The sequence below is a fragment of the Mesorhizobium sp. P2_F8 genome (assembly GCF_056403655.1).
This window is the reverse complement of the sequence record NZ_JBFUFB010000001.1, coordinates 138,824-165,125: the sequence shown is the minus strand read 5'-3', so window position 1 is coordinate 165,125 and position 26,302 is coordinate 138,824. Positions and strand designations below refer to the sequence as shown.

General features: G+C 60.5%; 24 protein-coding genes and 1 tRNA gene. 14 read left to right on the top strand and 11 right to left on the bottom strand.

From position 1 onward, the window contains the following. Positions 1-210 precede the first annotated feature (210 nt). Positions 211-1,641, bottom strand: a complete 1,431-nt coding sequence (locus tag AC1DZP_RS00825) for a basic amino acid/polyamine antiporter (RefSeq protein WP_477299826.1) — start codon at positions 1,639-1,641, stop codon at positions 211-213. Between the two features lie 292 nt (positions 1,642-1,933). On the opposite strand from AC1DZP_RS00825, the gene AC1DZP_RS00820 reads away from it, so the two are divergent. Genes AC1DZP_RS00820 through AC1DZP_RS00795 form a run of 6 tightly spaced genes read left to right on the top strand, consistent with a single transcriptional unit; the run spans position 1,934 to position 10,187 of the window. Further along, entirely contained in the window at positions 1,934-3,367 is a 1,434-nt protein-coding gene (locus AC1DZP_RS00820; RefSeq protein ID WP_477299825.1) for a basic amino acid/polyamine antiporter, read from the top strand. A gap of 23 nt (positions 3,368-3,390) precedes the next feature. After that, positions 3,391-4,629, top strand: coding sequence for an arginine deiminase (locus tag AC1DZP_RS00815; RefSeq protein ID WP_477300176.1), 1,239 nt, complete (start codon positions 3,391-3,393; stop codon positions 4,627-4,629). A 26-nt stretch (positions 4,630-4,655) separates the two neighbouring features. Beyond that, complete coding sequence (locus AC1DZP_RS00810) at positions 4,656-5,270, top strand: HdeD family acid-resistance protein (protein WP_477299824.1); 615 nt, start codon at positions 4,656-4,658, stop codon at positions 5,268-5,270. Beyond that, positions 5,267-6,478 (top strand): efflux RND transporter periplasmic adaptor subunit, encoded by a 1,212-nt coding sequence (locus tag AC1DZP_RS00805; protein WP_477299823.1) that lies wholly within the window; start codon positions 5,267-5,269, stop codon positions 6,476-6,478. The genes AC1DZP_RS00810 and AC1DZP_RS00805 overlap by 4 nt, the downstream gene beginning before the upstream one ends. Beyond that, positions 6,475-9,642 carry an efflux RND transporter permease subunit gene (locus AC1DZP_RS00800; protein WP_477299822.1) on the top strand — a complete coding sequence of 1,056 codons (3,168 nt, stop codon included), beginning with the start codon at positions 6,475-6,477 and terminating at the stop codon, positions 9,640-9,642. The genes AC1DZP_RS00805 and AC1DZP_RS00800 overlap by 4 nt, the downstream gene beginning before the upstream one ends. Continuing rightward, complete coding sequence (locus tag AC1DZP_RS00795) at positions 9,639-10,187, top strand: HdeD family acid-resistance protein (RefSeq protein ID WP_477299821.1); 549 nt, start codon at positions 9,639-9,641, stop codon at positions 10,185-10,187. Before AC1DZP_RS00800 ends, AC1DZP_RS00795 begins: the two co-directional genes overlap by 4 nt. A gap of 148 nt (positions 10,188-10,335) precedes the next feature. On the opposite strand, the gene AC1DZP_RS00790 is transcribed toward AC1DZP_RS00795, so the two are convergent. The 6 genes from AC1DZP_RS00790 to AC1DZP_RS00765 form a co-directional block, all read right to left on the bottom strand. Next, positions 10,336-11,283, bottom strand: coding sequence for a helix-turn-helix domain-containing protein (locus AC1DZP_RS00790; RefSeq protein ID WP_477299820.1), 948 nt, complete (start codon positions 11,281-11,283; stop codon positions 10,336-10,338). 482 nt (positions 11,284-11,765) lie between these two features. Beyond that, positions 11,766-12,806: an AI-2E family transporter gene (locus tag AC1DZP_RS00785; RefSeq protein WP_477300175.1), complete on the bottom strand. Its 1,041-nt coding sequence runs from the start codon at positions 12,804-12,806 to the stop codon at positions 11,766-11,768. 97 nt (positions 12,807-12,903) lie between these two features. Then, positions 12,904-13,287 (bottom strand): Kazal-type serine protease inhibitor domain-containing protein, encoded by a 384-nt coding sequence (locus AC1DZP_RS00780; protein ID WP_477299819.1) that lies wholly within the window; start codon positions 13,285-13,287, stop codon positions 12,904-12,906. Positions 13,288-13,703: 416 nt separating this feature from the next. Continuing rightward, the gene (locus AC1DZP_RS00775) at positions 13,704-14,201 is read right to left on the bottom strand and encodes a DUF1269 domain-containing protein (protein WP_095089034.1); all 498 of its coding nucleotides are present in this window, start codon (positions 14,199-14,201) and stop codon (positions 13,704-13,706) included. Between the two features lie 416 nt (positions 14,202-14,617). Continuing rightward, complete coding sequence (locus AC1DZP_RS00770) at positions 14,618-14,875, bottom strand: YMGG-like glycine zipper-containing protein (RefSeq protein ID WP_477300174.1); 258 nt, start codon at positions 14,873-14,875, stop codon at positions 14,618-14,620. Positions 14,876-14,973: 98 nt separating this feature from the next. Continuing rightward, the gene (locus AC1DZP_RS00765; protein WP_477299818.1) at positions 14,974-15,273 is read right to left on the bottom strand and encodes a hypothetical protein; all 300 of its coding nucleotides are present in this window, start codon (positions 15,271-15,273) and stop codon (positions 14,974-14,976) included. Positions 15,274-15,673: 400 nt separating this feature from the next. On the opposite strand from AC1DZP_RS00765, the gene napE reads away from it, so the two are divergent. The 6 genes from napE to AC1DZP_RS00735 are packed head-to-tail and all read left to right on the top strand — an operon-like array spanning position 15,674 to position 20,297. Further along, on the top strand, positions 15,674-15,871 hold the full coding sequence (napE, locus tag AC1DZP_RS00760) for a periplasmic nitrate reductase, NapE protein (RefSeq protein ID WP_245331202.1): 198 nt from the start codon (positions 15,674-15,676) through the stop codon (positions 15,869-15,871). Positions 15,872-15,880: 9 nt separating this feature from the next. Further along, on the top strand, positions 15,881-16,381 hold the full coding sequence (gene napF, locus AC1DZP_RS00755; protein WP_477299817.1) for a ferredoxin-type protein NapF: 501 nt from the start codon (positions 15,881-15,883) through the stop codon (positions 16,379-16,381). Next, positions 16,374-16,640 (top strand): chaperone NapD, encoded by a 267-nt coding sequence (locus AC1DZP_RS00750; protein ID WP_095089026.1) that lies wholly within the window; start codon positions 16,374-16,376, stop codon positions 16,638-16,640. Before napF ends, AC1DZP_RS00750 begins: the two co-directional genes overlap by 8 nt. Next, positions 16,637-19,141, top strand: a complete 2,505-nt coding sequence (gene napA / locus AC1DZP_RS00745) for a periplasmic nitrate reductase subunit alpha (protein ID WP_477299816.1) — start codon at positions 16,637-16,639, stop codon at positions 19,139-19,141. The genes AC1DZP_RS00750 and napA overlap by 4 nt, the downstream gene beginning before the upstream one ends. Further along, the gene (locus AC1DZP_RS00740; protein WP_095089022.1) at positions 19,111-19,602 is read left to right on the top strand and encodes a nitrate reductase cytochrome c-type subunit; all 492 of its coding nucleotides are present in this window, start codon (positions 19,111-19,113) and stop codon (positions 19,600-19,602) included. The genes napA and AC1DZP_RS00740 overlap by 31 nt, the downstream gene beginning before the upstream one ends. Before the next feature lie 2 nt (positions 19,603-19,604). After that, the gene (locus AC1DZP_RS00735) at positions 19,605-20,297 is read left to right on the top strand and encodes a NapC/NirT family cytochrome c (RefSeq protein WP_477299815.1); all 693 of its coding nucleotides are present in this window, start codon (positions 19,605-19,607) and stop codon (positions 20,295-20,297) included. A gap of 234 nt (positions 20,298-20,531) precedes the next feature. On the opposite strand, the gene AC1DZP_RS00730 is transcribed toward AC1DZP_RS00735, so the two are convergent. From AC1DZP_RS00730 to AC1DZP_RS00720, 3 genes are all read right to left on the bottom strand, one after another. Continuing rightward, a complete protein-coding gene (locus AC1DZP_RS00730) occupies positions 20,532-20,984 on the bottom strand; it encodes a pyridoxamine 5'-phosphate oxidase family protein (protein WP_477299814.1) in 453 nt (150 codons plus the stop codon). Between the two features lie 344 nt (positions 20,985-21,328). Then, the gene (locus AC1DZP_RS00725; RefSeq protein ID WP_477228387.1) at positions 21,329-22,213 is read right to left on the bottom strand and encodes a metal-dependent phosphohydrolase; all 885 of its coding nucleotides are present in this window, start codon (positions 22,211-22,213) and stop codon (positions 21,329-21,331) included. Positions 22,214-22,436: 223 nt separating this feature from the next. Beyond that, positions 22,437-23,504, bottom strand: a complete 1,068-nt coding sequence (locus tag AC1DZP_RS00720) for a cyclic nucleotide-gated potassium channel (protein ID WP_477299813.1) — start codon at positions 23,502-23,504, stop codon at positions 22,437-22,439. Positions 23,505-24,087: 583 nt separating this feature from the next. Between AC1DZP_RS00720 and AC1DZP_RS00715 the strand changes: the two genes are divergently transcribed. Both AC1DZP_RS00715 and AC1DZP_RS00710 read left to right on the top strand, forming a co-directional pair. Further along, positions 24,088-25,923 carry a TPR end-of-group domain-containing protein gene (locus tag AC1DZP_RS00715; protein WP_477299812.1) on the top strand — a complete coding sequence of 612 codons (1,836 nt, stop codon included), beginning with the start codon at positions 24,088-24,090 and terminating at the stop codon, positions 25,921-25,923. Positions 25,924-26,067: 144 nt separating this feature from the next. Further along, positions 26,068-26,154, top strand: coding sequence for a TPR end-of-group domain-containing protein (locus AC1DZP_RS00710; protein ID WP_477228456.1), 87 nt, complete (start codon positions 26,068-26,070; stop codon positions 26,152-26,154). Positions 26,155-26,182: 28 nt separating this feature from the next. On the opposite strand, the gene AC1DZP_RS00705 is transcribed toward AC1DZP_RS00710, so the two are convergent. Next, positions 26,183-26,259 (bottom strand) — tRNA-Arg (locus tag AC1DZP_RS00705). Positions 26,260-26,302: the final 43 nt, after the last annotated feature.

Here is a 26,302-nt window from a genome sequence, read left to right as displayed (position 1 = left end):
TCGTGGCCAGAAAGCGAGCTGCGATACCCATGACGTCTCCCATGCGTTGCCAACCAGGACCGATTGGCACGCTGATTGTCAGTTCAGGGATGAATAGCCGACAGCACTTCGCGGCGACATTCTACGGAGGGTAACCGGATTACGCACTTGATTTAGGCCAGACATTCCTTGGTATGTCTTGTCGGCCAAGGAACTTAAGCGCTCGCTCAGCTAGATAATGATGTCGCCGCTGGCAATTCCGTAAATGCCAACGAGGCAACCAAGTGCCGCAGCCGCCAACACTATCCATTCTACGCCGACCAACACTTGCTTGTTCTGTTCCCGTCTGACCTGAACATAGAGCAGCGTACCGGGTGCGTAGAGAATAGATGACAGCAACAGAAATTTCAGGCCGCCTGCGTAGATCATGAACGCAACATACAATGCGGCAATGCCAGCCACGATCAAGTCGCGGGATCGCTGTGCGGGTTGGGTTCCATAAGTCTCTCGGCGTAAAGCGAGAAGGAAGCCGTATCCAGCCACGAGCAGGTAAGGAATTAACACCATGGCACTGCTCAGCTTCACCATGAGCGCGAACGCATCCTGCGAGAAAAGCGTGCTTATAACGAAGACTTGAATGACGATATTGGTCAGCCACAGCGCGGCGGCCGGGACTTTGTTGGCATTTTCACGCGCAAAAATCCTTGGCATGTCGCCGCTCTTTGCGGCCGCGAACAGCACCTCGACACAGATCAACGACCAGGCGAGATAAGCGCCTAGCACGGAAACAATCAGCCCTACGCTGACGAAAACCGCGCCCCAAGTACCGACGACGGCCTCGAGAACGGAAGCCATGGATGGCTGCCTCATTCCCGCGATTTCCGCCTGTGTAAGGACGGCATACGGCAGAAGCGTCACCAGCACCAGCAGGAACAAAACGGCGACGAAACCGACGATCGTCGCCCTGCCGACATCGGAGCGTTCCTTGGCATAGCGAGAATAGACGCTTGCTCCCTCAATCCCAATGAACACAAAGATTGTGACCAGCATGGTCGCTCGGATTTGCTCAAAGAGACCGCTTCGCGATGCCAGCTCTCCGCCCCATAGGTTGCTGACGAAGATGTTCGCCTTGAACGTTCCGGCCAGAATGAAAATGAAGGTAAGGATGGGAATGACTTTTGCGACCGTAACAACGGTGTTGATGACGGCAGCTTCTTTGATCCCGCGCAGGATCATGAAGTGGAACAGCCAGAGTGCGATCGACGAGACCACCACTGCCGGGACCGTGTCACCGTTGCCAAAAACCGGGAAGAACGCGCCGAGCGTCGACTTGATCAGAACCCAGTATGAGACGTCGGCAATGCAGGCAACCAACCAATAGCCAAACGCAGAAAGGAAGCCAGCGTAGTCACCGAAGCCGGCTTTTGCGTAGGCAAAGATGCCGGCATCGAGTTCGGGCTTGCGCTCCGCGAGCGCCTGAAAGACGCGGGCCAACGTATACATCCCGGTCCCGGCGATACACCAGGCGATGATTGCGCCGACCGGTCCGGTGGCATTGCCGAAGGTACGAGGCAGCGAAAATATGCCGGCGCCGATCATTGATCCGACCACCATCGCCGTTAGCGCCGCGAGCGAAAGCTTCTGCGAGGTCTGGGATGCCATGGCCGCGTCTCGAGCCGGTCTTCAATTGCACAAGCGAAATCCGTCCGAATTGCTAAACCGGTCCAGGTCGCTCACCCGATGCTGCATCGGAGAAAGTCACAAGTCCAGCCGATGTAACTCCACTGCGGCGGTGTATTGCGTCGAGGCTTCGAAATAGAGACGCGATGCACAGGAATGAGACTCTCAGCTAATTTCACGACCACGCCAAAAGCATAGGGTTCCGTTTGTACTGAAATTCCAGCCCGCTCGTTGGCTCACGCACAGATGATTTCCGATCACTCGGGAGAGGCACGTGGCAAGTAAGTCCGAGCAGAAGCTGTCCTTGTTCGCCCTGATCGCAATGGTTGTCGGATCGATGATCGGGGCCGGTATCTTCAATCTGCCCGGCAGGTTCGCCACCGCGACGGGCCCGTTCGGCGCCATCATCGCCTGGATGATAGCCGGAACCGGCATGTACATGCTGGCCCGGGTGTTCCAGGCGCTGGCCGAGAAGAAACCGGATATCGATTCCGGCGTCTTCGCCTATGCCAAGGCCGGCTTCGGCGACTATATGGGCTTCCTCTCGGCGTTCGGCTATTGGCTCGGAAGCTGCCTCGGAAACGTCTTCTACTGGGTGCTGATCGGATCGACGCTCGGACGCTTTTTCCCGGAGATTTTTGGGGATGGCAGCACCGCGACCGCGATCGTCGTCTCACTGGTTGGCATCTGGGCCTTCCATTTCATGATCCTGCGCGGCGTCGAGCAGGCCACCTTCATCAATAGCGTCGTGACGGTCGCCAAGATCGTACCGATCATCGTGGCGATCCTCGCCATGGCGTTCGCGTTCAATTACACGCAATTCTCCGAGAACTTCCTCGGCGGCGTGGGCATGCCGGAAAAGACCCTGCTGGCGCAGGTGCGCGACACCATGCTGATCACCGTTTTCGTGTTCCTCGGCATCGAGGGGGCGAGCGTGTATTCGCGCTTCGCCCAGAAGCGTTCGGATGTCGGCACCGCCACCATTCTGGGTTTTGTCGGCGTCACGGGCCTGATGGTAGCCATCACTCTTCTGCCCTACGCCACGGCTACGCGTGCGGCCATCGCCGGAGTCCAACAGCCCTCGCTCGCCGGCGCGCTCGAACTGGTCGTGGGACATTGGGGCGCGGTGTTCATTTCCATCGGCGTGCTGGTGTCAGTGCTCGGCGCCTATCTCGCCTGGTCGTTGATCTGCGCCGAGGTACTGTTCGCCGCGGCGAAGTCGGAGGACATGCCCAAGCTTTTCGCGGCGCAGAACGGCAACCGGGTTCCCGCCAACGCGCTTTGGCTGACCAATATCGTCGTCTCGCTATTCGTCATCTCAACCTATTGGTCGCGTGACGCCTTCAACTTCATGCTCGACATGACAAGCGTTACGGCGCTGCTGCCCTACCTGTTGGTCGCGGGCTATGGCGTGCTGATCGCCCGCCGCGGCGAGGGGTACGAGACCTCGCCTGGTCAGCGCGGGCGCGACCAGTTATTCGCCTGGATCGCCGTCGTCTACACGCTTGTCATGTTTCTGGCCGCCGGCTTGAAATACGTCCTGCTGGTGGCGGTGCTCTTCGTGCCGGGAACCGTCCTGTACCTCTGGGCGCGGCGCGAACAGAACGCGCGGATCTTCACATCGGTCGAACTCATCATCTTCGCCGTCACACTGGTCGCTGGACTCGCCGGTTTCGTCGGCCTGTTGACCGGCGCCATTACACCTTGACGAGAAAGGCACAAGCCATGGCGATGGAAACGAAATTCGGGGTGCATTCCGAAGTCGGGCAGCTTCGCAAGGTCATGGTCTGCGCGCCCGGCCGCGCCCATCAGCGCCTGACGCCCAGCAACTGCGACGAACTGCTGTTCGATGACGTGCTGTGGGTCGACAACGCCAAGCGCGACCATTTTGACTTCATGACCAAGATGCGCGATCGCGGCGTCGAGGTGGTGGAGATGCATAACCTCCTCGCCGAAACTGTCGCCGTCCCCGAGGCGAAGAAATGGATCCTCGACAATCAGGTGGTGCCGAACCAGATTGGCCTCGGCCTCGTCGACGAGGTGCGCTCCTATCTGGAGGGGCTCTCCAACCGCGATCTGGCGGAGACGCTGATCGGCGGCCTCTCAACCCATGAGTTCCCCGAATCCATCGGCGGCGAACAGCTTGAGCTGATCCGCGACGCGGCCGGGGTGAACGAGTATCTACTGCCGCCGCTGCCGAACACGCTCTACACCCGCGACACCACCTGCTGGATCTATGGTGGCGTTACACAGAACCCGCTCTACTGGCCGGCGCGGCATGAGGAGACCATCCTCACCACCTCGATCTACAAGTTCCATCCCGACTTCGCCGGCAAGGTCAACGTGTGGTGGGGCGACCCGACCAAGGATTGGGGCCTCGCCACGCTCGAGGGCGGCGACGTCATGCCGATCGGTAAGGGGAATGTTCTGATCGGCATGAGCGAGCGCACCTCGCGTCAGGCCATCAGCCAGCTCGCTGCGACGCTGTTCGAGAAGGGCGCGGCCGAGCGCGTCATCGTCGCGGCGATGCCGAAACTGCGCGCGGCGATGCATCTCGACACGGTGTTCACCTTTGCCGACCGCGACTGCGTGCTGCTCTACCCCGATATCGTCAATGGCATCGAGGCGTTCTCCTACCGGCCGGACGGCAAGGGCGGCGTCGAACTGCATAAGGACAAAGGCACCTTCGTCGAGACGGTGCGCGACTCGCTCGGCCTCAAAAAGATGCGTGTTGTTGAGACCGGCGGCAATGCCTACGTCCGCGAGCGCACCCAATGGGATAGTGGCGCAAATCTGGTCTGTGCATCGCCGGGCGTCGTGTACGCCTATGACCGCAACACCTATACAAACACGCTGCTGCGAAAGGAGGGCATAGAAGTCATTACCATCATCGGCGCGGAACTAGGCCGCGGTCGTGGCGGCGGCCACTGCATGACCTGTCCGATAATCCGTGATCCGGTGGATTACTGACGAGAGAGCGTTCCCGGAGATCGGAGATGGGCGCCACTCGTGCAGCAATTCTGGTTAGGCAAGCGACGATGAGCGGCGCATCCACGAGCGGAACCGATCACCAGCATCAAGCGGACTCCCTGCGTTCCAAATGGGGTTGGTTTTTGGCGCTGGGCATCGGCCTGACGTCGGCTGGAGTGCTGGCCGTCGCGCTGCCCGTGGTTTCCACATTCGCGGCAGGCGTTGTCCTTGGAATCGTCCTTTCGCTCGCGGGCATTGTGAAGATGGTTCAATCCCTGCGAGTCAAGGAGTGGAGCGGATTCATCTGGCAAGAGCTCACGGGCGCGGTCGAGTTGGTCGGCGGCATCCTAATATACTTCAATCCCTTCAAGGGCGCTCTCGCGATCACGCTTCTGATCGCCTTGGTTTTTCTGGTGCAGGGCATCCTGCAAGTCGCCCTCGCGCTTCGGGTGCGCGATCAAGACGGTTGGCAGTGGTTCGGAGTATCGGGCCTGGTCGCCCTGGCCGCTAGTGCGACGCTCGCATTGAAGTTGCCCTATACCAGCATTTACACACCAGGTACGGTCGCTGGCATTTCCCTCCTTGTCGCCGGCGGCGCCTACATTGCCATTGCCCTGACGATGCGTAGAGCCCGGTCATGAAGGCGCCGTACGAAACGTCCGAGCGACATCGTCCGGCCGCGAGGCGGCGATGGATCAGCCGCGCTTCTTGGGCATGCTTGATGGCTGCTGGCTTGGGGGGCGCCGGACCACCTTTCATCAGTTCGATTTCATTCGCCCAGCAACCTGGCGGACTGCAGGCGCCGCCGCCCGCTGTCGTCGTCGAGAAGATCGAGGTTCAGCGGGTCAGCACTCCCGTGCAGTTTACCGGTCGCGTGGAAGCGATAGAGGCAGTCGACATCCGGGCGCGTGTCACCGGCTTTCTGCACTCCGTCGATTTCAAGGGTGGACAAGCGGTAAAGGCTGGGGAAACTCTGTTCGAGATCGAGCCGGATCAACTCAATGCCCTGGTTGCGTCGGCACGGGCGCAGGTGGCGCGTGCCGAGGCAACACGAATATCGGCCGAACGGAGCCTGGCGCGCAACCAGGATCTGTTCGCCCGAAGAACGATCTCACAGGCCGCTCTAGACGAGGTCCAGGCGGCATTCGATGTCGCTGCCGCGGACGTGCAGGTTGCCCAGGCGTCCCTGACTACCGCCGAACTCAACCTGTCCTATGCTCGTATCACTGCCCCGATCTCCGGCAACATCGGCCGCGCGACGTTCACGTCCGGCAATCTGGTCGGATCGGATTCCGGTGCGCTGGCACGCATAGTCGGCCTGGACACCGTCCGCGTGGCTTTCGCCGTGACCGAAGGGTTGCTTGTGACGATCCGGCAGCAGGAGGCGACGAGCGGCAGCAACGTCGATCCGAGCACATTGAAACTTTCGCTGCGTCTTGCCAACGGGACGGACTACGACACGCCCGGTCGAATCGAATTTATCGAGAACGAGATCGACCCGCAGACTGGGACGGTCGCGGCCCGCGCAGTTTTCCCCAATCCTCGCCATATCCTCCTGCCGGGACAGTTCGTCACCCTCTACGTGCGGGAGAAAGACGCGCCCAGCTTGCCGATAGTACCTCAAGCAGCGGTGCTGCAGGATCGCGAGGGGCGCTTCGTCTATCTGCTCGGCAAGAGCAACACCGTCTCGCAACGGCGCATCGACACGGGCGCACGCGTCGACAATGGCTGGGCGGTCACCATTGGCCTCAGCGGCGGCGAGCAGGTTGTCGTCCAGGGAATCCAGCGTCTTGTCGAAGGCATGACGGTTCAGCCGAGCCAAGGCCAGCCCGTTGGCGATGGCCAATGATCTCCGATCTCTTCATCACCCGGACCCGGCTGGCGATCGTCTTGTCGATCGTCATTTCGATTGCAGGCGCGATCGCCATTTTTTCGCTGCCGGTGCAGCAATATCCAGAGATCACGCCGCCCACCGTCAGCGTCTCGGCCATCTATCCCGGCGCGAGCGCGGAAGTAATAGCCGATGTCGTCGGCGGGCCTCTGGAGACGGCCATCAATGGCGTCCCCAACATGATGTACATGTCGTCGACAAGTTCGAATGCCGGGCAATATTCGCTGTCCGTGACGTTTGAAGTCGGCACGGATCCAGACATTGCGCAGGTCAACGTGCAGAACAGGGCGCAACTGGCGATTTCTCAATTGCCGGCCGCGGTCACCCAGCAAGGCGTGTCGGTGCGGTCGAGATCGCCCGATTTCGTGCTCGGCATCGCCTTCTATTCTCCGGACAGCAAGCTCGACGTGCTGCAGATCACCAATTTCACCTCGACAACGATCGCCGATGCGCTCTCGCGTGTCACCGGTGTCGGTGAGGCTTCCGTTGTCGGCGCGTCCGAATACTCGATGCGCATATGGATGGATCCGGCACGCATGGATGCGCTCGGCATAACGGCCGATGACGTGGCCACCGCCATTCAGCGGCAGAACATCCAGGCCTCGCTTGGCCAGGCCGGGGCCCCACCGGCGCGGGAAGGCACCGAGCTGCAATATACGCTCGTGGCCCGCGGCCGCCTCATGAGCACGGATGAATTCGGGGCCATCGTCGTGCGCACCGGCGAGGCCGGAGCGATCGTACGGTTGCACGACATCGCCCGCATCGAACTCGGCGCGCGCAATTATTCATCGAGCGCGAGCTTCGCCGGGCATGACACGGCGATGCTTCAGATAAACCAGGCGCCGGGAGCCAACGCGATCCAGACCGCCAACGCCGTGCTCGCCGAGCTAAAGCGTCTTGCACCCACGTTTCCGCCCGGCCTCCAGTACCAGGTCGTCTACGACGCGACACGGTTCGTCCGTACGAGCCTCTCGCTCATCGTGCGGATCCTCGGCGAGGCTTTCCTGATCGTGCTCGTCGTCACCTACCTGTTCTTGCAGGACTGGCGCGCCACCCTGGTCTCGGCGCTGGCCATGCCTGTCGCAATGCTGGGCGCCATCGCCATCCTGCTGGCGTTCGGATATTCGATAAACTCGATCTCGCTGCTAGCCCTGGTGCTGGCGATCGGACTGGTCGCCGACGACGCCATCCTTGTCGTCGAGAACGTCAAGCATGTCATGGAGGAAGACCCCGCGGTCGAAACTGCGGCGGCCGCTCGCAAGGCGATGGGGCAGATCACGGGGCCGATCATTTCCACCACACTCGTCCTCCTCGCCGTGGTGATCCCGACAGCTTTCCTATCCGGCATAAGCGGGCAGCTTTACCGTCAGTTCGCGGTCACCTTGTCGGCGGCGCTGGTCATCTCGTCCGTTGTCGGCCTCACGCTCAGCCCGGCACTCAGCGCGATCCTGCTGAGGCGCGGACAGAGCGGATACCGGCGCGGTCCACTTGGCTGGTTCGCGCGCTTCATGAACGCGACGCGCGTCGGCTATGGTCGGCTGGTCGGTTTCCTGGTGCGCCTTTGGATCATACCTCTCGCCGCGCTTGCCGCCTGTTTCCTGGGTGCCTACCTGCTGTTCAGCGGTCTCCCCTCCACCTTCCTCCCGGACGAGGACCAGGGCGCCCTGTTTGTCGATATCCAGCTTCCTAACGCCGCCTCGCTCGATCGCACGAGGGCGATTGTCGGCGAGGTTCAAAGGACTCTGTCGGCAACGAAAGGCGTCGAGAACGTTATTTCGGTCGCAGGCTTCAGCATCGTGCAGGGGACACAATCTCCCAACGGTGCGATGGTGGTTGCGGCGCTGGATCCTTGGGATCAGCGCAACACGCCGGATCTGCGGCTGGACGCCATCCTGGCAAGATTGCGGGCGCAATTCTCAACCATTCCGGGCGCCAATGTTGCAGTCTTTTCGCCACCGGCCATTTCCGGCATCGGGGCGGTCGGTGGCCTCGATCTGCGCCTCCAGGCTTTGCAGGGCCAGCCGCCGGAGGAGATCGCGGCGGTGGTCCGTGCATTCGTTTCGGAGATCAACCAGGCGCCGGAAATCGGCGGTGTGGCGACTACCTTCAGCGCCGATGTGCCGCAGATTTATGTCGATGTCGACCGGACCCGCGCCGAAGCGCTTGGGGTGAGCGTGTCCGACATCTATTCGACGATCGGCGCCAGCTTCGGGTCGCGTTACGTGAACGATTTCACGCTGCAGGGGCGAGTCTTCCAGGTCAACCTGCAGGCTGACGCCGAGCATCGCGGGGACGCCGAGGATATCCTCAATCTCCATGTTCGCAGCCGGACGGGTGCGATGGTGCCGCTCAGGGCGGTGGTGTCGACCAGCACTGTGCTCGCGCCCTTCGTCATCTCCCGCTACAACCTCTCGGTAGCGGCACAGATCAACGGCCAAGTCGCGCCAGGCGGCAGTTCCGGGGCAGCGATGGATGCCATCGAACGCGTCGCGGCCCAGGCGCTGCCGGCCGGCTATGGCTACGAGTGGTCCGGCCTGTCGTTCCAGGAACGGCGCAGCGCCGGACAGGAGACCATGATCTTCGGACTGGCCTTCCTGTTCGCCTATCTGTTCTTGGTAGCGCAGTACGAAAGCTGGATGCTTCCAATCGCCGTAATTCTGTCCCTTGGAGCCGCCTTGTTCGGCGCCACTGGGGCGCTCATGCTTTTCGGACTGCAAAACAGTCTTTATGTGCAGATCGCCATCGTGCTGCTCATCGGGCTGGCGTCGAAGAACGCCATCCTGATCGTCGAATTCGCCAAGGAACGCCGCGAGGAGGGGCAACCGATCAACGAAGCGGCAAGACTTGGCGCCGAGCAGCGGTTCCGTGCCGTGATGATGACGGCTCTGTCTTTCATTCTGGGCATTATTCCACTGGCGGTGTCCACCGGCGCAGGAGCCGGCGCGCGCCAGGCGGTGGGTGTCACAATCTTTGGCGGCATGCTGGCCGCAACGACGATCGGCCTTTTCATCATCCCGGCCTTATTCGCGGCGATCCAGCATATTGCGGAGTGGGCCACTGTCCGGCCGAAGGCAGGGATCGACACCAATGAGGGAGTCCAGCAATCGGGGAGGGAGCCATGACTGCCTATGAGAATGGAACCGCATCGACCTTGCCACCCACATCGGTTCGTCTTCTCCTTGGCCTCGTGCTGATTGTCGGGGGCATATTCGTCTTGGGTGACGTTGCGCTGGCTACCGTGATCAGCGCCATTGTCATTGGTGTTACGGCCATCGTCGTGGGTGCGTTCGAGATGATGCACGCCTTCTGGATGAAGGGATGGGGCGGCTTCATATGGCAATTCCTCCTAGGCATCCTGTATATTGTTTTTGGTGCCATGGTGGTGAGGCAGCCTGTGTCAGGCGCCCTTGTCCTGACCTACGTCCTCGGACTGCTGCTTGTGGCCTCGGGCATCGTGCGCCTCTTTGTCGGCGTCAGGCACTGGAGCGACGTCGGCTGGGCGATGGTTCTGTCCGGAGCATTCGGTTTTCTGGCCGGACTTGTTGTCCTGACTGGATGGCCGACGACCGGCCTTTGGGTGCTTGGATTCTTGCTGGGTATCGACCTCATTTCGCATGGCATTGCCTGGCTGACAAACGGCTGGGTATCTGCGGCCAAGACAGCGTGAATTCTCGCCGCGGCCGGGCTCGCGGATTTGATCGCTGGGCGGTGCTGCGTTGCGGGCCGCGGATCGGTCCGTCAATGCAGATGGTGCTCGCATTGTTCGATGGGGTTGGATCGGGTTACCCGATTTGAGCGAGATCGAACCACGCCGGTCATTGCGCCTGGAGCCGAAGAAGCAAACGGCTCAGACGCTCGGACGGGGCAGCGGTCTGCACCTCGTTCATATGCCAGTTCGATGGTCCGTTTTTGACACCAGCTCTCACTTCGCTCGGGCAGTATCCGAACTCGCGTCTAAAAGCCCGGCTGAATTCAGCGCCATCACCGAAGCCGTGTTCGTCAGCAATGTCGAGAATTCGACGGCGGTCATTCGGATCAGCGAGCGCTGCATGGGCCGCCAGGAGCCGCCGATGCTGGATGTAGTGCACGATCCCTCCGGAAGCCTCGAACAGTCGGTAGAGTCGTGAACGCGATATCCCGAGTCCGCGTGTCAAACGCTCGGTGCCGAGATCCGGTTCAAACAGATGAAGTTGCACGAATCGACGGGCGCGCTCGATCAAGGTGGCGGAAATCGGATCATGGGCTTCGGCGAGATGGTCAGAGCATGGCGCGATGCAACCCTGTAGCATCGCCCTGGTAGCACCGAGCAAGCCAGGAAGATCGCCAACATTAATCGTAGGAAGCCTCTGGGCGAGGCTGGCCAGATAGTCGGCAAGCAGCGTCCCCATGCCTCCACCAAGCACGGTGAACTCGGCCATGTCGAGACCCCACCCCATGTCGCGGCAGAAGTCGCGGGGTACGAAGAGCAATAGCATTTCGCTGTCTGTAACGCTTCCCTCGAAGACACGGCCAAGCGAATGCACCTGCACGGATCCGGCCTCTCCGTCAAAAGACCTGGATGGAGTGGTCGTTTGCGATCTCCCATACCGGATAAAGGTCACCAACCAATGATCGATGGGGTCTCGGCGAATGTGACCCGCCAGGCTGGTAAAATCCAAGCCATTGGTGCTGATCTGAGCCAGGGCAAGATCGCCTAGGTCCCAGAGAAGTTGCGTGCCGGCGAAACCCGCCGCAGTATCGCTCGGCTCGACAAAGTCGAGCATAGTCGCGAAGTTCTGGCGCCATGCCGCAAACTGGTCCCTCGGAGGCAGCTCCCGAGTCGAGAATTCAAAGCAGGGAACCGGAACGCGTTCCGGGACAACCGGACGCAGATCATTCTTGGGAGCGACCGCTGCTGCTTGAGGCAACGGCTCGGCGAAGTCGACAGAAAGCGCCCTCGCTGCGTTAGCGGTCACAATCGGACCTCCTAACGGGCGCAAGCCCTGACCGGGCCAGATTTCCCGCTCAGGGTCTTCAACAACCAGTCCACAACGTCGGCACGCCGAAAGCAAAGATACATTAGGGATGCGTTATGCGCACCCCTTTTCGCGCAGCCCGCGACTGTCGGCAAGAGCACTCTCATCAGAGATATCTTTCAAAGACAAGAATATCTCCCCGCAAGTGCCAATTTAAGCCGATTTTTCCGGTTGTACAAGGTAGTTGGATTTCGACGCCCCCGCCTGGCCGTGAAGCGTAGTTAATACAGCTAAGAAGCACCAGATATTTCGACAGGACCTCCGGACAGCAGCGCAGCAATCCAGCGTGTCGAGTGTTGGTGCATACAACATGTGACTACAACAATCAGAATTGGGACGCCGATGAAAGCCCCGGGCAAACCCCATAAAAAGCTCCAGAAGAAGATGGCAAACATCACGGCAAAGGGCGAGATCGCCAGCGATGCGCCGGTCAGGGATGGCTCCAGATAACTGCCGATAACGAACTGAATAGAGTTCAGGCCGAGGAACACAATCAGGGCCAGCTGCCACGACCCGGACTGCGCGACGGCGAACAGGGTCGGAAAGATTGTAGCCACCAGCGGTCCGACGAACGGAATATAGTTCAGCGCAAAAGCGATCGCCGCCCAAGCGCTTGCGAGTTCGAGCCCGGCGGCCAAGGCAAACCCCCACACGACCAAGCCCGTCAGCACGCATGCGATACTGCGGACCACCATGAAACGGCGGACCTTGGCGCCAATTTCGCGGCCGATTTGCAAGAGTATCTCGCCTTGAGGTTGAGCCGAACTCAGGCGAAGACGACGGTGGAAATCGTCGGCTTCGAGCAGGCCAAGCATGACAAAGATGAAGGTCAATATGGCAAAGCCGGCCATGCTGTTCAGCCGATTGAGAAGGCCTTGTGTCAAGCCGATCAGCCAGGTCAGATTGAAATGCTCTTCAAGCGGACCAACGATTGCGATGCCATGGCCCTCCAGCCAGTCCGCCCAGTGCGTGTATATCTCCTGGAGCCGGCCGGTATTATAGAACAGCCATTGCGACAGTTCGCCGAGTCCCCACACGACGGCGGATCCGACGATTACGATCACTGCAACCGTGAGCAACAGTGTGATCAGCATCGCCGCCAGCTTCGCAATCCGCCTTTGCAAAGCCATTTGAACGGGCAAGACCAGCGCGAGAACGAACAATGAGAATGCAACTGGCATAAAGATTGACTTGGCGAAATACAACAATGCGAGGACGAGGATGCCGGTTGCAACAGGATGAATCGCCCCGCGACCGCTCGTTTCTGTCATTTCTGGCTTGTCGTCTGTCGAGCGCAACGGTCGCAATCTCCGGAACGGAAGTGTTCACAGCCGAGAAGAAGCCAAGCTCAAATTCCTGCCGGAAGCCTCAACGGCAGCGGCCGGCATGAACTGGCCGAAAACCATCCGCACGGGCCAGGCAAGCGTTGGAGAAGGTGCGCAGGCGCCCACTCCGGCTCGCACAAACCGGAGCAAACTCTCGAGTACAGGCTATCGGCTGGGTCGGCCGCGACATGCGACACTGGCCATTGCTCACCACCTGGAATCCTTGGGCGCGAGCCATGCACGCGTTGCCAAATGTCTGCAGCCTTTCACCTCGTCGACCGCAAACAGGTGCATGCTGGAAGGTGCAGGCCTGGGGTCGCGGGGGAACAGGACGAGGATGATCGACGGCGACAGTGCATGCCGACAACAATGCAGCGACCAGCAAGCACGTGCTCGGGCGGGCAAACAGGCATTGCACCTGCTTCATCTCATTTCTCTTTCGGATCGCCCTCGACGCCTGGCTCCGCCTACGGCAAATGCAATGCACGCGGTAAGGACGAGGCCGCCTAACAATCCTGCGATGCCAACCCCGACAAGGATTGCCGGGGTAAGGACGCCAACGCCTTGCGCCGTGGCGTCCACCGCGCCTTCCACCTTTCCGACAATACGGGCGACGCCTGGCAGCTGTCCGGCCAGCCAGGTCAGAGCCAGTCCGCCGATCGCACCCGTCAAGGCATCGGCTTTTGCGCCCAGATGAAGACCCGTCCATCGCCCCAGAGCGAGGCCGGCCGCTGCACCACAGATGACCTCTATGGCGAGTACGACAGCAGTCTCGAATGCGCCCATCGTTCTGTCCACGTTGCTAGGCGATCGGCTCACGCGATTCCTGAGCGGCGTTGAATCTTATGCGGCTTTGGACGCCTGACTAAGCGCCTCACGAAGGATCTGCTCCTTCGTCTCGTCCAGCGATGTCTTGAGTACGACGCCACCAAATCCCTTGATTGCGCTCAGCACCTTATCGGCGGTCATTCCGTGAACGAGCACGAACAATGCAGCATTTCCCGGCTGCAAGGTGGCCGACAGATCCTTCATGAAAGCATCGTTTATTCCGACGTCGGTCAGTGCGCCGCCAAGCGCGCCGGAAGCGGCGCCAATCGCTACACCGATGACGGGATTGAGGAAAATGACACCGATGAGCAGCCCCCAGAAGCTACCGGACACAGCACCAGTGACGGTGGTGTTCATGATCTGGTTGAGCTTTACGTTGCCAGCTTCCGTCTTGGTCGCGATCACGGCGTCGCCGATGTTGATGAGGTATTCCTTCTGCAATGCAAACAGGCGCTGGCGCACCTCTTCAGCCTTGGCTTCGGAGGGGTAGACTATGACGACCAGGTCGGACATGGGACCTCCACTGCGAGATTCGATGGGATCGAGATGCGCTCACAAGATTGCGGATGCCATTTTAGGTCTCTACCAAAGCGAAGAAATTAGCCGGGAATCCCAGGCCTTTGCGGTCCGTCCCTTTTTGATTGCACCCCAAGACGACAGAACGGCTTCGACTGGCGCCCGATCACCGCAGGCAGTTACTTCATCTCAACGGTACGCAGCCGTCATCCGGAGGTCTGCATGGAGCGGCATTGTCTGATCGGGCTTCCGCGAAGGGGGAGAGCGCATTGGGAATTCGAACAGGGAACAGAGCACCGCTGGGTGACATCAGAAGATGGAAGTGGGTTTCATGTCCTGTTCTCCTGGGCCAAACGGATCATGCGTCGTTCGCGCCCCGCGCGCGTTACGGCGGAGGAAGATACGAAACGCGATCACCTGCATGGCGCCTCGAAGATTCGGCCGTGCCGATCCCGGTATCGACAATATCCGCGACGGTCGGCCGCCGTTCCGATCAAGGTACCCGCGACGGCCCCGATTGCACCGCCAACGACCGCATTTCGCACGTCGTTACCGCCAGCTGCTGTTCCGAGCGCGGCGCCGCCAACGCCCCCGATCACAGCGCCTTTTTCCGCGTTGGTGCAGCCTGCCAAACCTGAGGCGAATGCAAGCGCAAGAGCCAATTTCCTCATAACGGTCTCCTCGTAGATACTGGCAATCCTCAACGGTGGCGCACCCGGATGGGGCGGAAAGCCTAGTGCGTTAGGGCAATCGTCTTCATTCGCAGCCATCAGCCTTTCAGGAGTGCCCTGACGAATCCGGCCAGCACAATCAGGACGAGACCTCCGAGCAGCCCTGCTATTGCAGCTCCGATCAACATGGTCGGCGTCAGGCCATCGGCGTGGTGGCCGATGAGGGGCCCGACACCTGGAATCCGGGCGGAGGGCCATACAAAAAGCAGACCGCCAATGCCGCCGATTATGCCGTCGGCTGTCCTGCCAAGGCTGAAACTTGGCACCCGGCGGCCGAGCGCAATTCCGCTTGCAGCGCCGCAGACAAACTCAATGACCATGGTTGCGACGGCCGGCATGGCTACGCGTCCAGAAATTTAGAGAGCTCCACCATTGAACCCCACAATGCCAATTCTAGCGGACGCTCCACTGAGCTCACTACGCAGAGCCCTCGTTGGAGCCTGAGCGACGTCTTGAGGCAGCGCCGCCGTGTTTTCTGATAAGACGTGTCGAATTGCTGCACACCTTATCCGAGCGGGCGCGCGAAGAAATTAGCTGAGAATCCCGTGGTTGAGCTCTACGTCCCCTTATGGGGTGGCAACAGCTCACTGCCCTTCGGCGACGCTCGAAGGGCCGAGCTAAAGAGCCTTCGTCGACCCGCACAGCGATCTGAAATGTGTTGGTCCGGCGCTGGTATCAGGCTATCTTATCGGCGTGTATGCAGGGTACGAGTTTTGCACTCATGGATGGATAGGTTCCGTGAACAAAGACTCTCTCGAAGCTACAAGTGCGACCGATTTTCGCCAGAAACGGCGATCCGAGTTGCTGACTTTCTTCGTCCTAGCTTTTGGCATTTGGCCGATTGCAGCCGTTGGCGCGGTCGGCGGATACGGTTTCCTCATCTGGATGTGGCAGATTGTCTTCGGCCCGCCGGGACCTCCCCACGGCTTGCATTGAGGGTCGGCGATGGACCAAGCCCGCAATCTTAGCCGCCGCAATTTTCTGCAAGGCCGCACCGTTCCGGCCTTGGGCATCCGGCCTCCAGGCATGTCGAACCATGGTCTTGATACATGCACGGGCTGCGCAGCCTGCGTCGAAGCTTGCCCGACAGGCATTATTTCTCTCGTTCACGCCTTTCCGGCTCTCGATTTCACCGTCGGAGAATGCACCTTTTGTGGCGAATGCGCGAATGCCTGCCCGGAGCCCGTGTTCAGCGCAGACACGCCGCGCAGATTTGCGCATGCGGTCGCCATATCCGCGTCCTGCTTTGCGAAGTCCGGCATCGCCTGCCAGTCCTGCCTCGACGCTTGTCCCGAGCAGGCGATACACTTCCGGCCACGCATTGGCGGTCCCTTTCTTCCAGAACTGAACGAGGACGCCTGCAGCGGATGCGGGGCGTGCATCGGCGTTTGTCCCGCCAGCGCGATCGGCGTGAGTGAACGCGCCAGGGACGACATCCATGCCTGAGGATCGGCGCTACCATCACATATCGAGCGCTGTCGTCTCGGTGCTGCCGACGAGGGGGGATGATGTCGCGGCGCAGCTGTCAGCGATGCGCGATGTCGAGGTCTATGCACATGAAGGCGGCAAGATCGTCGTCGTCATCGAGGGCACGAGCACAGGGGCGATGGGCGACTATCTCACCCAAATCGCGCTGCTCGACGGGGTTGTTGCTGCGAACATGGTGTTCGAACATATCGAGGCTGAGGAGGGCACCGGGCAATGACGTTCGAATTGACGCGGCGCGACATCCTGAAAGCCCATGCCGCGGGCATAGCCGCGGCGACCGCAGGGATTGCGCTCCCTGTGTCCGCCCAGCCCGTGCCCGGCGGCCTGAGCGCGCTTGAAATCAAATGGTCCAAGGCCCCCTGCCGCTTCTGCGGCACCGGATGCGGAGTCATGGTCGGCGTCAAGGAGGGCCAGGTCGTCGCGACCCACGGCGATATGCAGGCCGAAGTTAACCGCGGCCTGAACTGCGTCAAAGGGTATTTCCTGTCCAAGATCATGTATGGCGCCGATCGGCTGACCACGCCGCTTTTGCGCAAACGCAACGGCGTGTTCGACAAGGAAGGCGAGTTCGAGCCGGTCTCCTGGGACGAGGCTTTCGACGTGATGGCCCAAAAGTGCAAGCAGGTGCTGAAGGATAAAGGGCCGACGGCAATCGGCATGTTCGGCTCCGGCCAGTGGACGATCCATGAAGGCTATGCCGCGACCAAGCTGATGCGGGCCGGCTTCCGCTCCAACAATCTCGATCCCAATGCCCGTCACTGCATGGCGTCCGCCGCCTACGCTTTCATGCGGACATTTGGCATGGACGAGCCGATGGGTTGCTACGACGATTTCGAGGCCGCCGATGCGTTCGTGCTGTGGGGTTCGAACATGGCCGAAATGCACCCGATCCTGTGGACGCGACTGGCGGACCGGCGGCTCGGCCACCCGCATGTGAAGGTCGCGGTGCTGTCGACCTTCACGCATCGCAGCATGGATCTGGCCGACGTGCCGATCATATTCAAGCCGGGTACGGATCTTGTCATCCTCAACTACATCGCGAACCACATCATCACGACGGGTCGCGTCAATGAGACATTCGTGCGCGACCACACAACCTTCATGAAGGGGGCAACCGATATTGGCTATGGTCTCAGGCCTGAACATCCGCTGGAGATAGCCGCGACCGGCGCGGCCAACGCCGGCAAGATGGAGCCCATCGACTTCGATGAATTCAAGGCGTTCGTGTCGGACTACACGCTCGAAAAGACCGTTGAACTGACCGGCGTGGAGAGGGAATTCCTCGAGGAGCTTGCAGAACTCTATGCAGACCCCAGTCGCAAGGTCATGTCGCTCTGGACCATGGGATTCAACCAGCATGTCCGTGGCGTGTGGGCCAACCAGATGGTCTACAATATTCATCTGCTGACCGGAAAAATCTCCGAGCCCGGCAACAGCCCGTTTTCGCTGACCGGGCAACCCTCGGCCTGCGGCACAGCGCGTGAGGTCGGAACATTCGCGCCTCGCCTGCCGGCAGACATGGTGGTGACCAACCCCGAGCACCGCGCGCATGCGGAGGAAATCTGGAAATTGCCGCATGGCCTGCTGCCGGAAAAGCCAGGCTATCACGCGGTCGAGCAGGACCGGATGCTGAAGGACGGCAAGCTGAATTTCTATTGGGTGCAGGTCAACAATAACGTCCAGGCGGCGCCGAATGACAGTCAGGAGACCTATCCTGGCTACCGCAATCCCGACAATTTCATTGTCGTGTCCGATGCCTATCCGACGGTGACGGCGATGAGCGCCGATTTGATCCTGCCGGCAGCCATGTGGGTCGAGAAGGAAGGTGCCTACGGCAACGCCGAACGCCGAACGCACGTCTGGCACCAATTGGTGCAGGCCAAGGGCGAGGCGCGCTCCGATCTCTGGCAGTTGGTCGAATTTTCCAAGCGCTTTACGACCGACGATGTTTGGCCCGCGGAAATCCTCGACAGTAGCCCAGAGTACCGGGGCAAGACGCTTTTTGACGTGCTCTTCCGAAACGGCAATGTCGACAAATTTCCGGTCAGCGAGGTCGACCCGGACTACGATAACAACGAAGCCAGGGATTTCGGGTTCTATCTGCAGAAGGGGTTGTTCGAGGAGTACGCCACATTTGGGCGCGGACACGGACACGATCTGGCGCCCTATGACCGCTACCACGAAGAAAGGGGCCTGCGCTGGCCCGTGGTAGATGGCAAGGAGACTAAATGGCGTTACCGCGAGGGCTACGATCCTTACGTCAAGCCGGGCGAGGGCGTGCGATTCTATGGCAAGCCCGACGGGAAGGCCGTCATCCTTGCGGTGCCCTACGAGCCGCCGGCGGAATCGCCGGATAAGGAATACGATCTCTGGCTGGTCACCGGACGTGTTCTGGAACACTGGCATTCTGGGTCGATGACCATGCGTGTTCCGGAACTCTACAGGGCGTTTCCCGGGGCGTGCTGCTTCATGAACGCCGACGATGCGCGCAAGCGTGGCCTGAACCAGGGCGCCGAGATCAGGATCATCTCGCGCCGGGGAGAGATCAGGTCGCGGCTAGAAACGCGCGGCCGCAACCGGATGCCCAAGGGCGTGATCTTCGTACCGTGGTTCGACGCCAGCCAGTTGATCAACAAGGTCACGCTCGACGCCACCGATCCCATCTCCAAACAGACGGATTTCAAGAAATGCGCGGTCAAGATCGTTTCGGCCTCTTGATAAAGCGGCGCAAACTGGCGATGGGCATCGCCGTTGCCATCCTTCTCACAGGGACCGCGGCGATCGCCCAGATGGCCTCGAAACTGACAGGGGCGACTCCGCCTATGGAGTCAGTTCCCGCTCAACCTCTACCGAAATGGATCGTCGACGATATTCGCAAGATGCGCGCCTATCCTGACCAACCCCCGGTGATCCCGCATTCGATCGAGGGTTATCAATTGTCGGTCAACACCAACCGCTGTCTCTCGTGCCACAAGCGCGAGTTCACCGAAGGTTCTGGCGCACCGATGATCAGCGTCACCCACTACATGACGCGCGAAGGTCAGATGATCGCCGATGTCTCGCCGCGACGCTACTTCTGCACGGCCTGCCATGTGCCACAGGCCAACGTTCAGCCTCTTGTCCAAAACCTCTTCAAGGACATGAGCGAGTTGGGTGTCAAACCCGCTGGGAGCGAGTAGGCATGCAGCGGATAATAAAAATTGCGCTGTGGGCAGGGCGCATCCTCACCGCCCCAGCCGCAACCCTCAGTCTCGCATTCCTGACGCTCGGCGGTTTCGTTGGCGGCGTCATGTTCTGGGGCGCTTTCAATACTGCGCTTGAGTTGACCAACACCGAGCAATTCTGCATTTCGTGCCACGAGATGGAGGACAACGTCTATCAGGAACTGACGCGGACGGTCCACTTCTCCAACCGTTCTGGAGTCCGCGCTTCTTGCCCGGACTGCCATGTGCCGCACAAATGGACCGACAAGATCGCGCGCAAGATGCAAGCTTCGAAAGAAGTCTGGGGCAAGATCTTCGGCACCATCAACACGAGACGCAAGTTTCTCGACATGCGCCTCTATCTTGCCGAACATGAGTGGGCGCGGCTGAAGGCCAATGACAGCCTCGAATGTCGTAACTGCCATTCGTCGGTCGCCATGGACCTGTCAAAGCAGACCGTGCGGGCCGCCGAAATCCATACACGCTACCTGCTTTCCGGCGAGGCGACATGCATCGACTGTCATAAGGGCATCGCGCATGAGTTGCCGAATATGGAGGGCGTCGATCCGGGCTGGAAGGTGCGGCCGGAACTCCAGGGCGAGAAGCTTCCGAAGTCCTCCGCCATCGACGAACTCGAGCGTTTGATGGCGACTTATCATCCCGGGCGCTAGTCTAAAGGACGGCGGTTTCGCATGATCGCCCATCACCAACAAAGCGAGAAACCGTTCAAAACGCCGTATGGGTAGGATCATCAACCCCGGTATCGCTTGAACGATCAACTGTCAGGGATGCGCTACTGGCGGTCATCCGACGAGGTGCCAGCCCCAGGTCTGAATGGACAGACTTGCAAGCGATTTGCCGTCCTTGCCCCACATAGCCCAAAGGTTATCTTGGGGAGGGCGCGCTCAGCAAGTGACGAGTTCGGTGTGGCCAAAGCCCTTGGAGTAATCGAGCACTGAGATGACCGAAGGCATCACGCGAAATATGCGCACCTGCTCCGGCGTCGGCATCGGGCCCGGCAACGAAACTTGCTCGGGATACTTCAGTGGCAGCATCCGCAGAACCTTTTCCGCTTCGGCCCGGTCCACCACCGGCTGCGCACGCGCCGCCATAGAAAGTCCGGTGATTTCCATCACCTGTGGCGCGTCGTGATCGATGGTCAAGGACACGCGATCGTCTCGCGCCAGATTCGCAGCCTTCTGGCTTTCCAGACCGCAGAGGAAGTAAAGGGTAAGGCCTTCGTTCACGTAGCCGACGGTCGTCGCCTGCGGCCAGCCGTCCGGCCTCAGCGTTGCAACCGTCATGATCCGATGCTGATCCAACAACGTCTCGATCTTGTTTCTGCTCTCTTCGTCCATCTGCTGTCTCCAAAATCATTGCTGACCGTGACCATGGTAGGGGCCGTAGGGCCGTCTCGCATTGACGCACATCAACACAATGGCGGGCAAACGCGCATCGGTCGCGTTAGCTGGCGGAACGAAAGGCAAATAAGTTGTGCCCGTTCTGCGGCAAAAGGTTCGTTTCCTTGGCTATGCTGAATGTCAGCATTTCGCAGCGCCAAGCGGACTTGGCCAGCGTGCGCAAAGCGCGGGAGGGGATTGTCGAGTTGCGGCCGGGGACGGCGAGAGCCACTCCCCGTCGACCAATCGCTGGTTCGCAGTCGGCTCGGCACCGGCGGAAAAGAGCGAACAATCCCAGGCTCTTAAGTTACCACCGAAAGGCTCGCCGAGGTCGGCTGCAACACGCCGGGGAACGGGCCGATCCTGGCGCGATGCCCGGACTGGAAGAGGTTGCTGTGGAGGTTGGCGATCCACTGCTTGCCTTCCGTCGTTAGCTCCAGATAGCGGATCGCGTCGCCGATATAGGGCTCGACCTGCAGCGTGAAGAAATCGGTGAAGATGGCGCCGAGATCGGCGGCGGTCTTGCAGCCGAGCTTTTCCACCATCCCGATCTCAGAGAACTCGGCAAACAGCGCCGGCAGCTTGCGGTGATAGAAGGGATCAGCGAGCTGGCCAATCAGGTCCGCGGCCCTGACCAGCGCCGGCTCCGTGTTGGTGACCTGGTAGGCCGGATCGTTCGGCACCGGAAAGCGCGTCATCTCGATCGCCGCGACAATGCGCTCCTCATTGACGAACTTCGAGGAAGCAAAACGTTGGCGCGCATAGATTTTGGCGCGCTCGATATGATAGGGCGCAAGCACCGCGTCGGAGGCGCCGCGCGGTGGCGTAAAGAAGTCGCCGGCCTCGTTAATGACGAAGCTGTCCTCGGTGTCGCCCTGGCACACGCCGTGGACCATGCCGATGTCGTGGACAAGCAACGCGCAGGTATAATGCAGCCAGTCATCGGGGGTCAGGGATTCCGAAAGCAGCCGGCCGCGGATGATCTGCTGGCCAGCGAGCGTAACCATCAGCGTGTGCTCGATGTTGTGATAGAGGGCGTTCGAATTGCCGATGCGCTCCAGGACAAGGCGGGCCGCTCCACCTATGTAGCTCGCATATTCCGGATTGCGATGCGAGAAATACTGGAGATAGAGGTCTGACAGATAGTCGCCGAGCCGGTCGGCCATGATGGAGATTGGATTGAGCATGACAATCGTTCCTGACCGCTTTGAAGCATGACAAGTCGCGCCGCGCGGCGGCCATCCTAGCACAGTTCCCAGATATTATCTTAGGACCGAGGCCATCGAGGCCGCGGCGACTACCGAATGTCGCTGCGGTCGCCCTCGCCACTCACGAAACCGAGGCCGCTGTCGGTGCTGCACAGATCGACGGTACACGATCACAGTCCGGGACTGCACACCAGAGGTACGGTCAAGCCGTGGGTACCGCGCCGCGCCGCTCGAGCGCAGTCTTGCGGATGATTTCCGCGATCTCCGGGCTGCTGCTGCACAGCATCTGGAAATCCACCGCGTGCAGCGACAGGAGTGAGACCACCGTTGCAGCGCTGACCGTCGCCGAACGCGGTTCGCCGCTGATCAGCGCCATCTCGCCGAAGAAGGCGCCAGGGCCAAGCTCCACAGGGTTCGGCGTCGCGACGCTGACGCGCCCCTCAACGACGAAGAACATCCGATCACCGGGCTCGCCAATGCGGCAGATCACAGCGCCCGCCGGCACCATGCGAGGTCTCAACGCGCGCACGATGTCGACCAGTACCGCCGGGCCTAGCTTTTGAAACAACGGCACGGCGGTGACCAATTGCCAATTACGGACGAAATCCCCGCGACGGACTTCTTGATAGAAGCCGGTGGCAAGAATGCCGGCCCAGAGCCCGAAGATGCCGATGCCACTCATCATGACCATCCCGGCAAGGACGCGGCCGGCGAAGCTTTGCGGAATTTCGTCGCCATAGCCGGTCGTGGACAGCGTGACCACCGCCCACCACATTGCCTGGGGGATGCTGCCGAACTTTTCCGGTTGGATGTCGCGCTCGATGACATAGGCGGCCAGCGCGACAGCGAACAGAACGACGCCGAAGAGCGTGGTGACGCCGATCAGGTTGCGCGCTTCGTTGGCCAGGACCCTGCCCAGCACCGGGAAGAAAGTCGAGTCGCGCAGCGGTTTCAACAGCCAGACAGCACAGTAGAGGCTCCAGTCGGGGGTGCCGACAAGCAGAAATGCAGCGAGTGGAACCAAAACCGCGAGCACATCAATAGCGATCGCCGGCGTCCTGTCCCGAACGTCGCCCGCCCGGCGTTTGAGCAGCGTCGCGGCCAGTTCCAGGAGATAGGCTCCCCAAATGACTACGAGCACGGCAGCCAGAGCCAGTCTGCTTCGTCCGGAGATGTTCGGAGTCGTGAGCGTAGCCACCGCCAAAAGGCCGGGCGCAGCCAGAACCGCGTTGAGCGGCGCGTATATTCTTAAGAAACGCAGTACCGACATTCTGTGCCCACGAGCCGCTTCTACCTCCAGAATAGAATGCCTTCAAGGCAAGCGCAAAGGTGCTTGCTGGCGTTGCGATGTGCGTCACCGCGGTGAACCCAGATGTCCGGGATTGCTTCGTGACCGGACGTGAACAGACAGGCCACAACCGGTGAGAATGACCCGATCCGGACACAGAGACGGATCGCAAATACTCGGGAGAAACAGAGACCGGCTGGGCGACCAAGCCCGACTGATCAGAGATGGTCCAGTCTATCTTACGGATAAGTCGAGCGAATTTCGGGCTACCTAGCATAGTTCAGTTTTGCCGTGACTGAGTGGTGAAGGCGGCGGTCTCGCGCTAACCAGTCTCCGCCTGAATTCCCTGAAAACAGGAAAGCAGCGAATTCGCTCGCAACAAGGCTTTGCTTCGAAGGCATCGATCGCGATAGGCGCGGATCGCGGCATGAACGGACATTCGAGCAGCGGTTTGCCAGTTTGCCCTTGTGCGAACGCCGGTATTCTTCCTCTGGTCGGCGAAAAGCTGCTTGCGACGTGGGGAAACTGCTAAGGTATGCTTCCGAAGGAAGCGGGGCAACCGAGTATGGAACGACGCCTGACCGCAATATTGGCCGCCGACGTGGTCGGCTATTCCAGGCTGATGGGGCTTGATGAAGCTGGCACGCTGTCGGCGCTCAAGACGCATCGGCGCGAGATGGCCGACGGCAAGATCGCCGAACACCAGGGCCGCATCGTCAAGCTCACGGGCGATGGCATGCTGGTCGAGTTCCCGAGCGTGGTGAACGCAGTGGCGTGCGCCGCTGACATCCAGCGCCGGATGCACGAGCGCAATGTCGACGTGCCGGAGGAGCGCCGCATCGAATTCCGCATCGGCGTCCATCTCGGTGACATCATCTTCGAGGACAACGACATCTATGGCGACGGCGTCAACATAGCGGCGCGCATCGAAAGCATCGCCAAGCCCGGCGGCATCGCGGTGTCCGGCTCGGTCCGCGACAATGTCGGCAACCGGCTCGATCTCTCCTTCGAGGACACCGGCGAGCAGACGCTGAAGAACATCGACCGGCCGGTTCGAGTCTACAATGTCGACCTCTTCGCCGGCGCGGCGTGGCCCAAGCCAGCGCCGGCGAAGGAAAAACCGTCGATCGCTGTGCTGCCGTTCAACAACATGAGCGGCGACCCGGAGCAGGAATACTTCTCCGACGGCATCACCGAGGACATCATCACCGACCTGTCGAAGATCTCCGGCCTGTCGGTGATCGCCCGCAATTCGGTGTTCACCTACAAGGGCAAGTCCGTCGACGTGCAGGAGGTCAGCCGGCGGTTCAATGTCGCAACGGTACTTGAAGGCAGCGTCCGCAAGGCCGGCCAGCGCGTGCGCATCACCGCGCAGCTGATCGACGGCAAGGACAGCACGCATCTGTGGGCCGATCGTTACGACCGTGACCTGACGGACATCTTCGCGATTCAGGACGAGATCACAAAAACGATCGTCGATCAGCTCAAGGTCAGGCTGCTGCCGGAAGAAAAGAAGGCGATCGAGGCGTCGCCGACCGAGAGTGTCGAGGCTTACACCTACTATCTGAGAGGCCGTGAGTTTTTCCACCGCGGCACGAAGCTGAACTACCGGCTCGCCAGACGGATGTTCACGATGGCGATTGAGCTCGACCCTCTCTATGCGCGCGCCTATGCCGGCAGCGCCGATTGCGACTCCTTCCTGTTCCTCGACTACAGCGAGGAGGTGTCGCTCGACGGCATACTGGCCAACGCCGCCAAGGCGCTCGAGATCGAAAGCGGACTGGCCGAAGCGCATGCCTCGCGCGGACTGGCCCTCTCGATCGACCAGCGGTACGACGAAGCGGATCGAGAATTCGAGCAGGCGATCGCGGGCAACCCCAACCTGTTCGAAACCCATTATTTCTACGCCCGCAGCTGTTATGCGCGGGGAAAGCTCGAAAAGGCCGCCGTCCACTGGGAGCGCGCCGCCGAGATAGACCCCAACGACTACCAATCCCTGCTTTTGCTAATTCAGATCTATCGCACGTTGGGACGGCATGAGGAACAAAGGGAGACTGCTCGCAGGGGTGTTGAGCGAGCCGAGCGCGAGTTTGCAAGGAATCCGGAAAATCCCCGGCCTGCCTACCTCGGCGCCAACGCGCTCGCCGGACTTGGCGAGTTCGATCGGGCGAAGGAGTGGGCCGCGCGCGCTTTCGCGATCGACCCCGACGATGTCCTGACCCAATACAACCTTGCCTGCTTCCACTGCTTCCTCGGAGATTTCGACCGGACGTTCGACATGCTCGAAAGCGTGATGCCGCGCGCCAACCACGAGATGAAAGCGTGGGTTCTGCAAGACTCGGATTTTGATCCGCTGCACAGCCTTCCGCGCTGGCAGACGGTGCTGGAGCTTGCGAGTTAGCAATGGAACGACGCCTGACCGCAATATTGGCCGCCGACGTGGTCGGCTATTCCAGGCTGATGGGACTTGACGAAGCCGGCACGCTGTCGGCGCTCCTGTGCCATCGACCTGCTGGAGCCCTATTTGCGGCTGGTAGGGGACCACATGAAATCATGGTTCAAGAACGATTCGGATTTCGATCCCATCCGCAGCCACCCGCGCTACAAGGATCTGCTGAAACTAATCAGCTAGCGACAGCGCCATATTTGCTGTGACTGAGTGGTGATCCCGACAGGAATCGAACCTGTGACCTACAGATTAGGAATCTGCCGCTCTATCCTACTGAGCTACGGGACCACGCGGCCAGACACATAGCCGCTTCGGATCGTTTCGCCAAGAG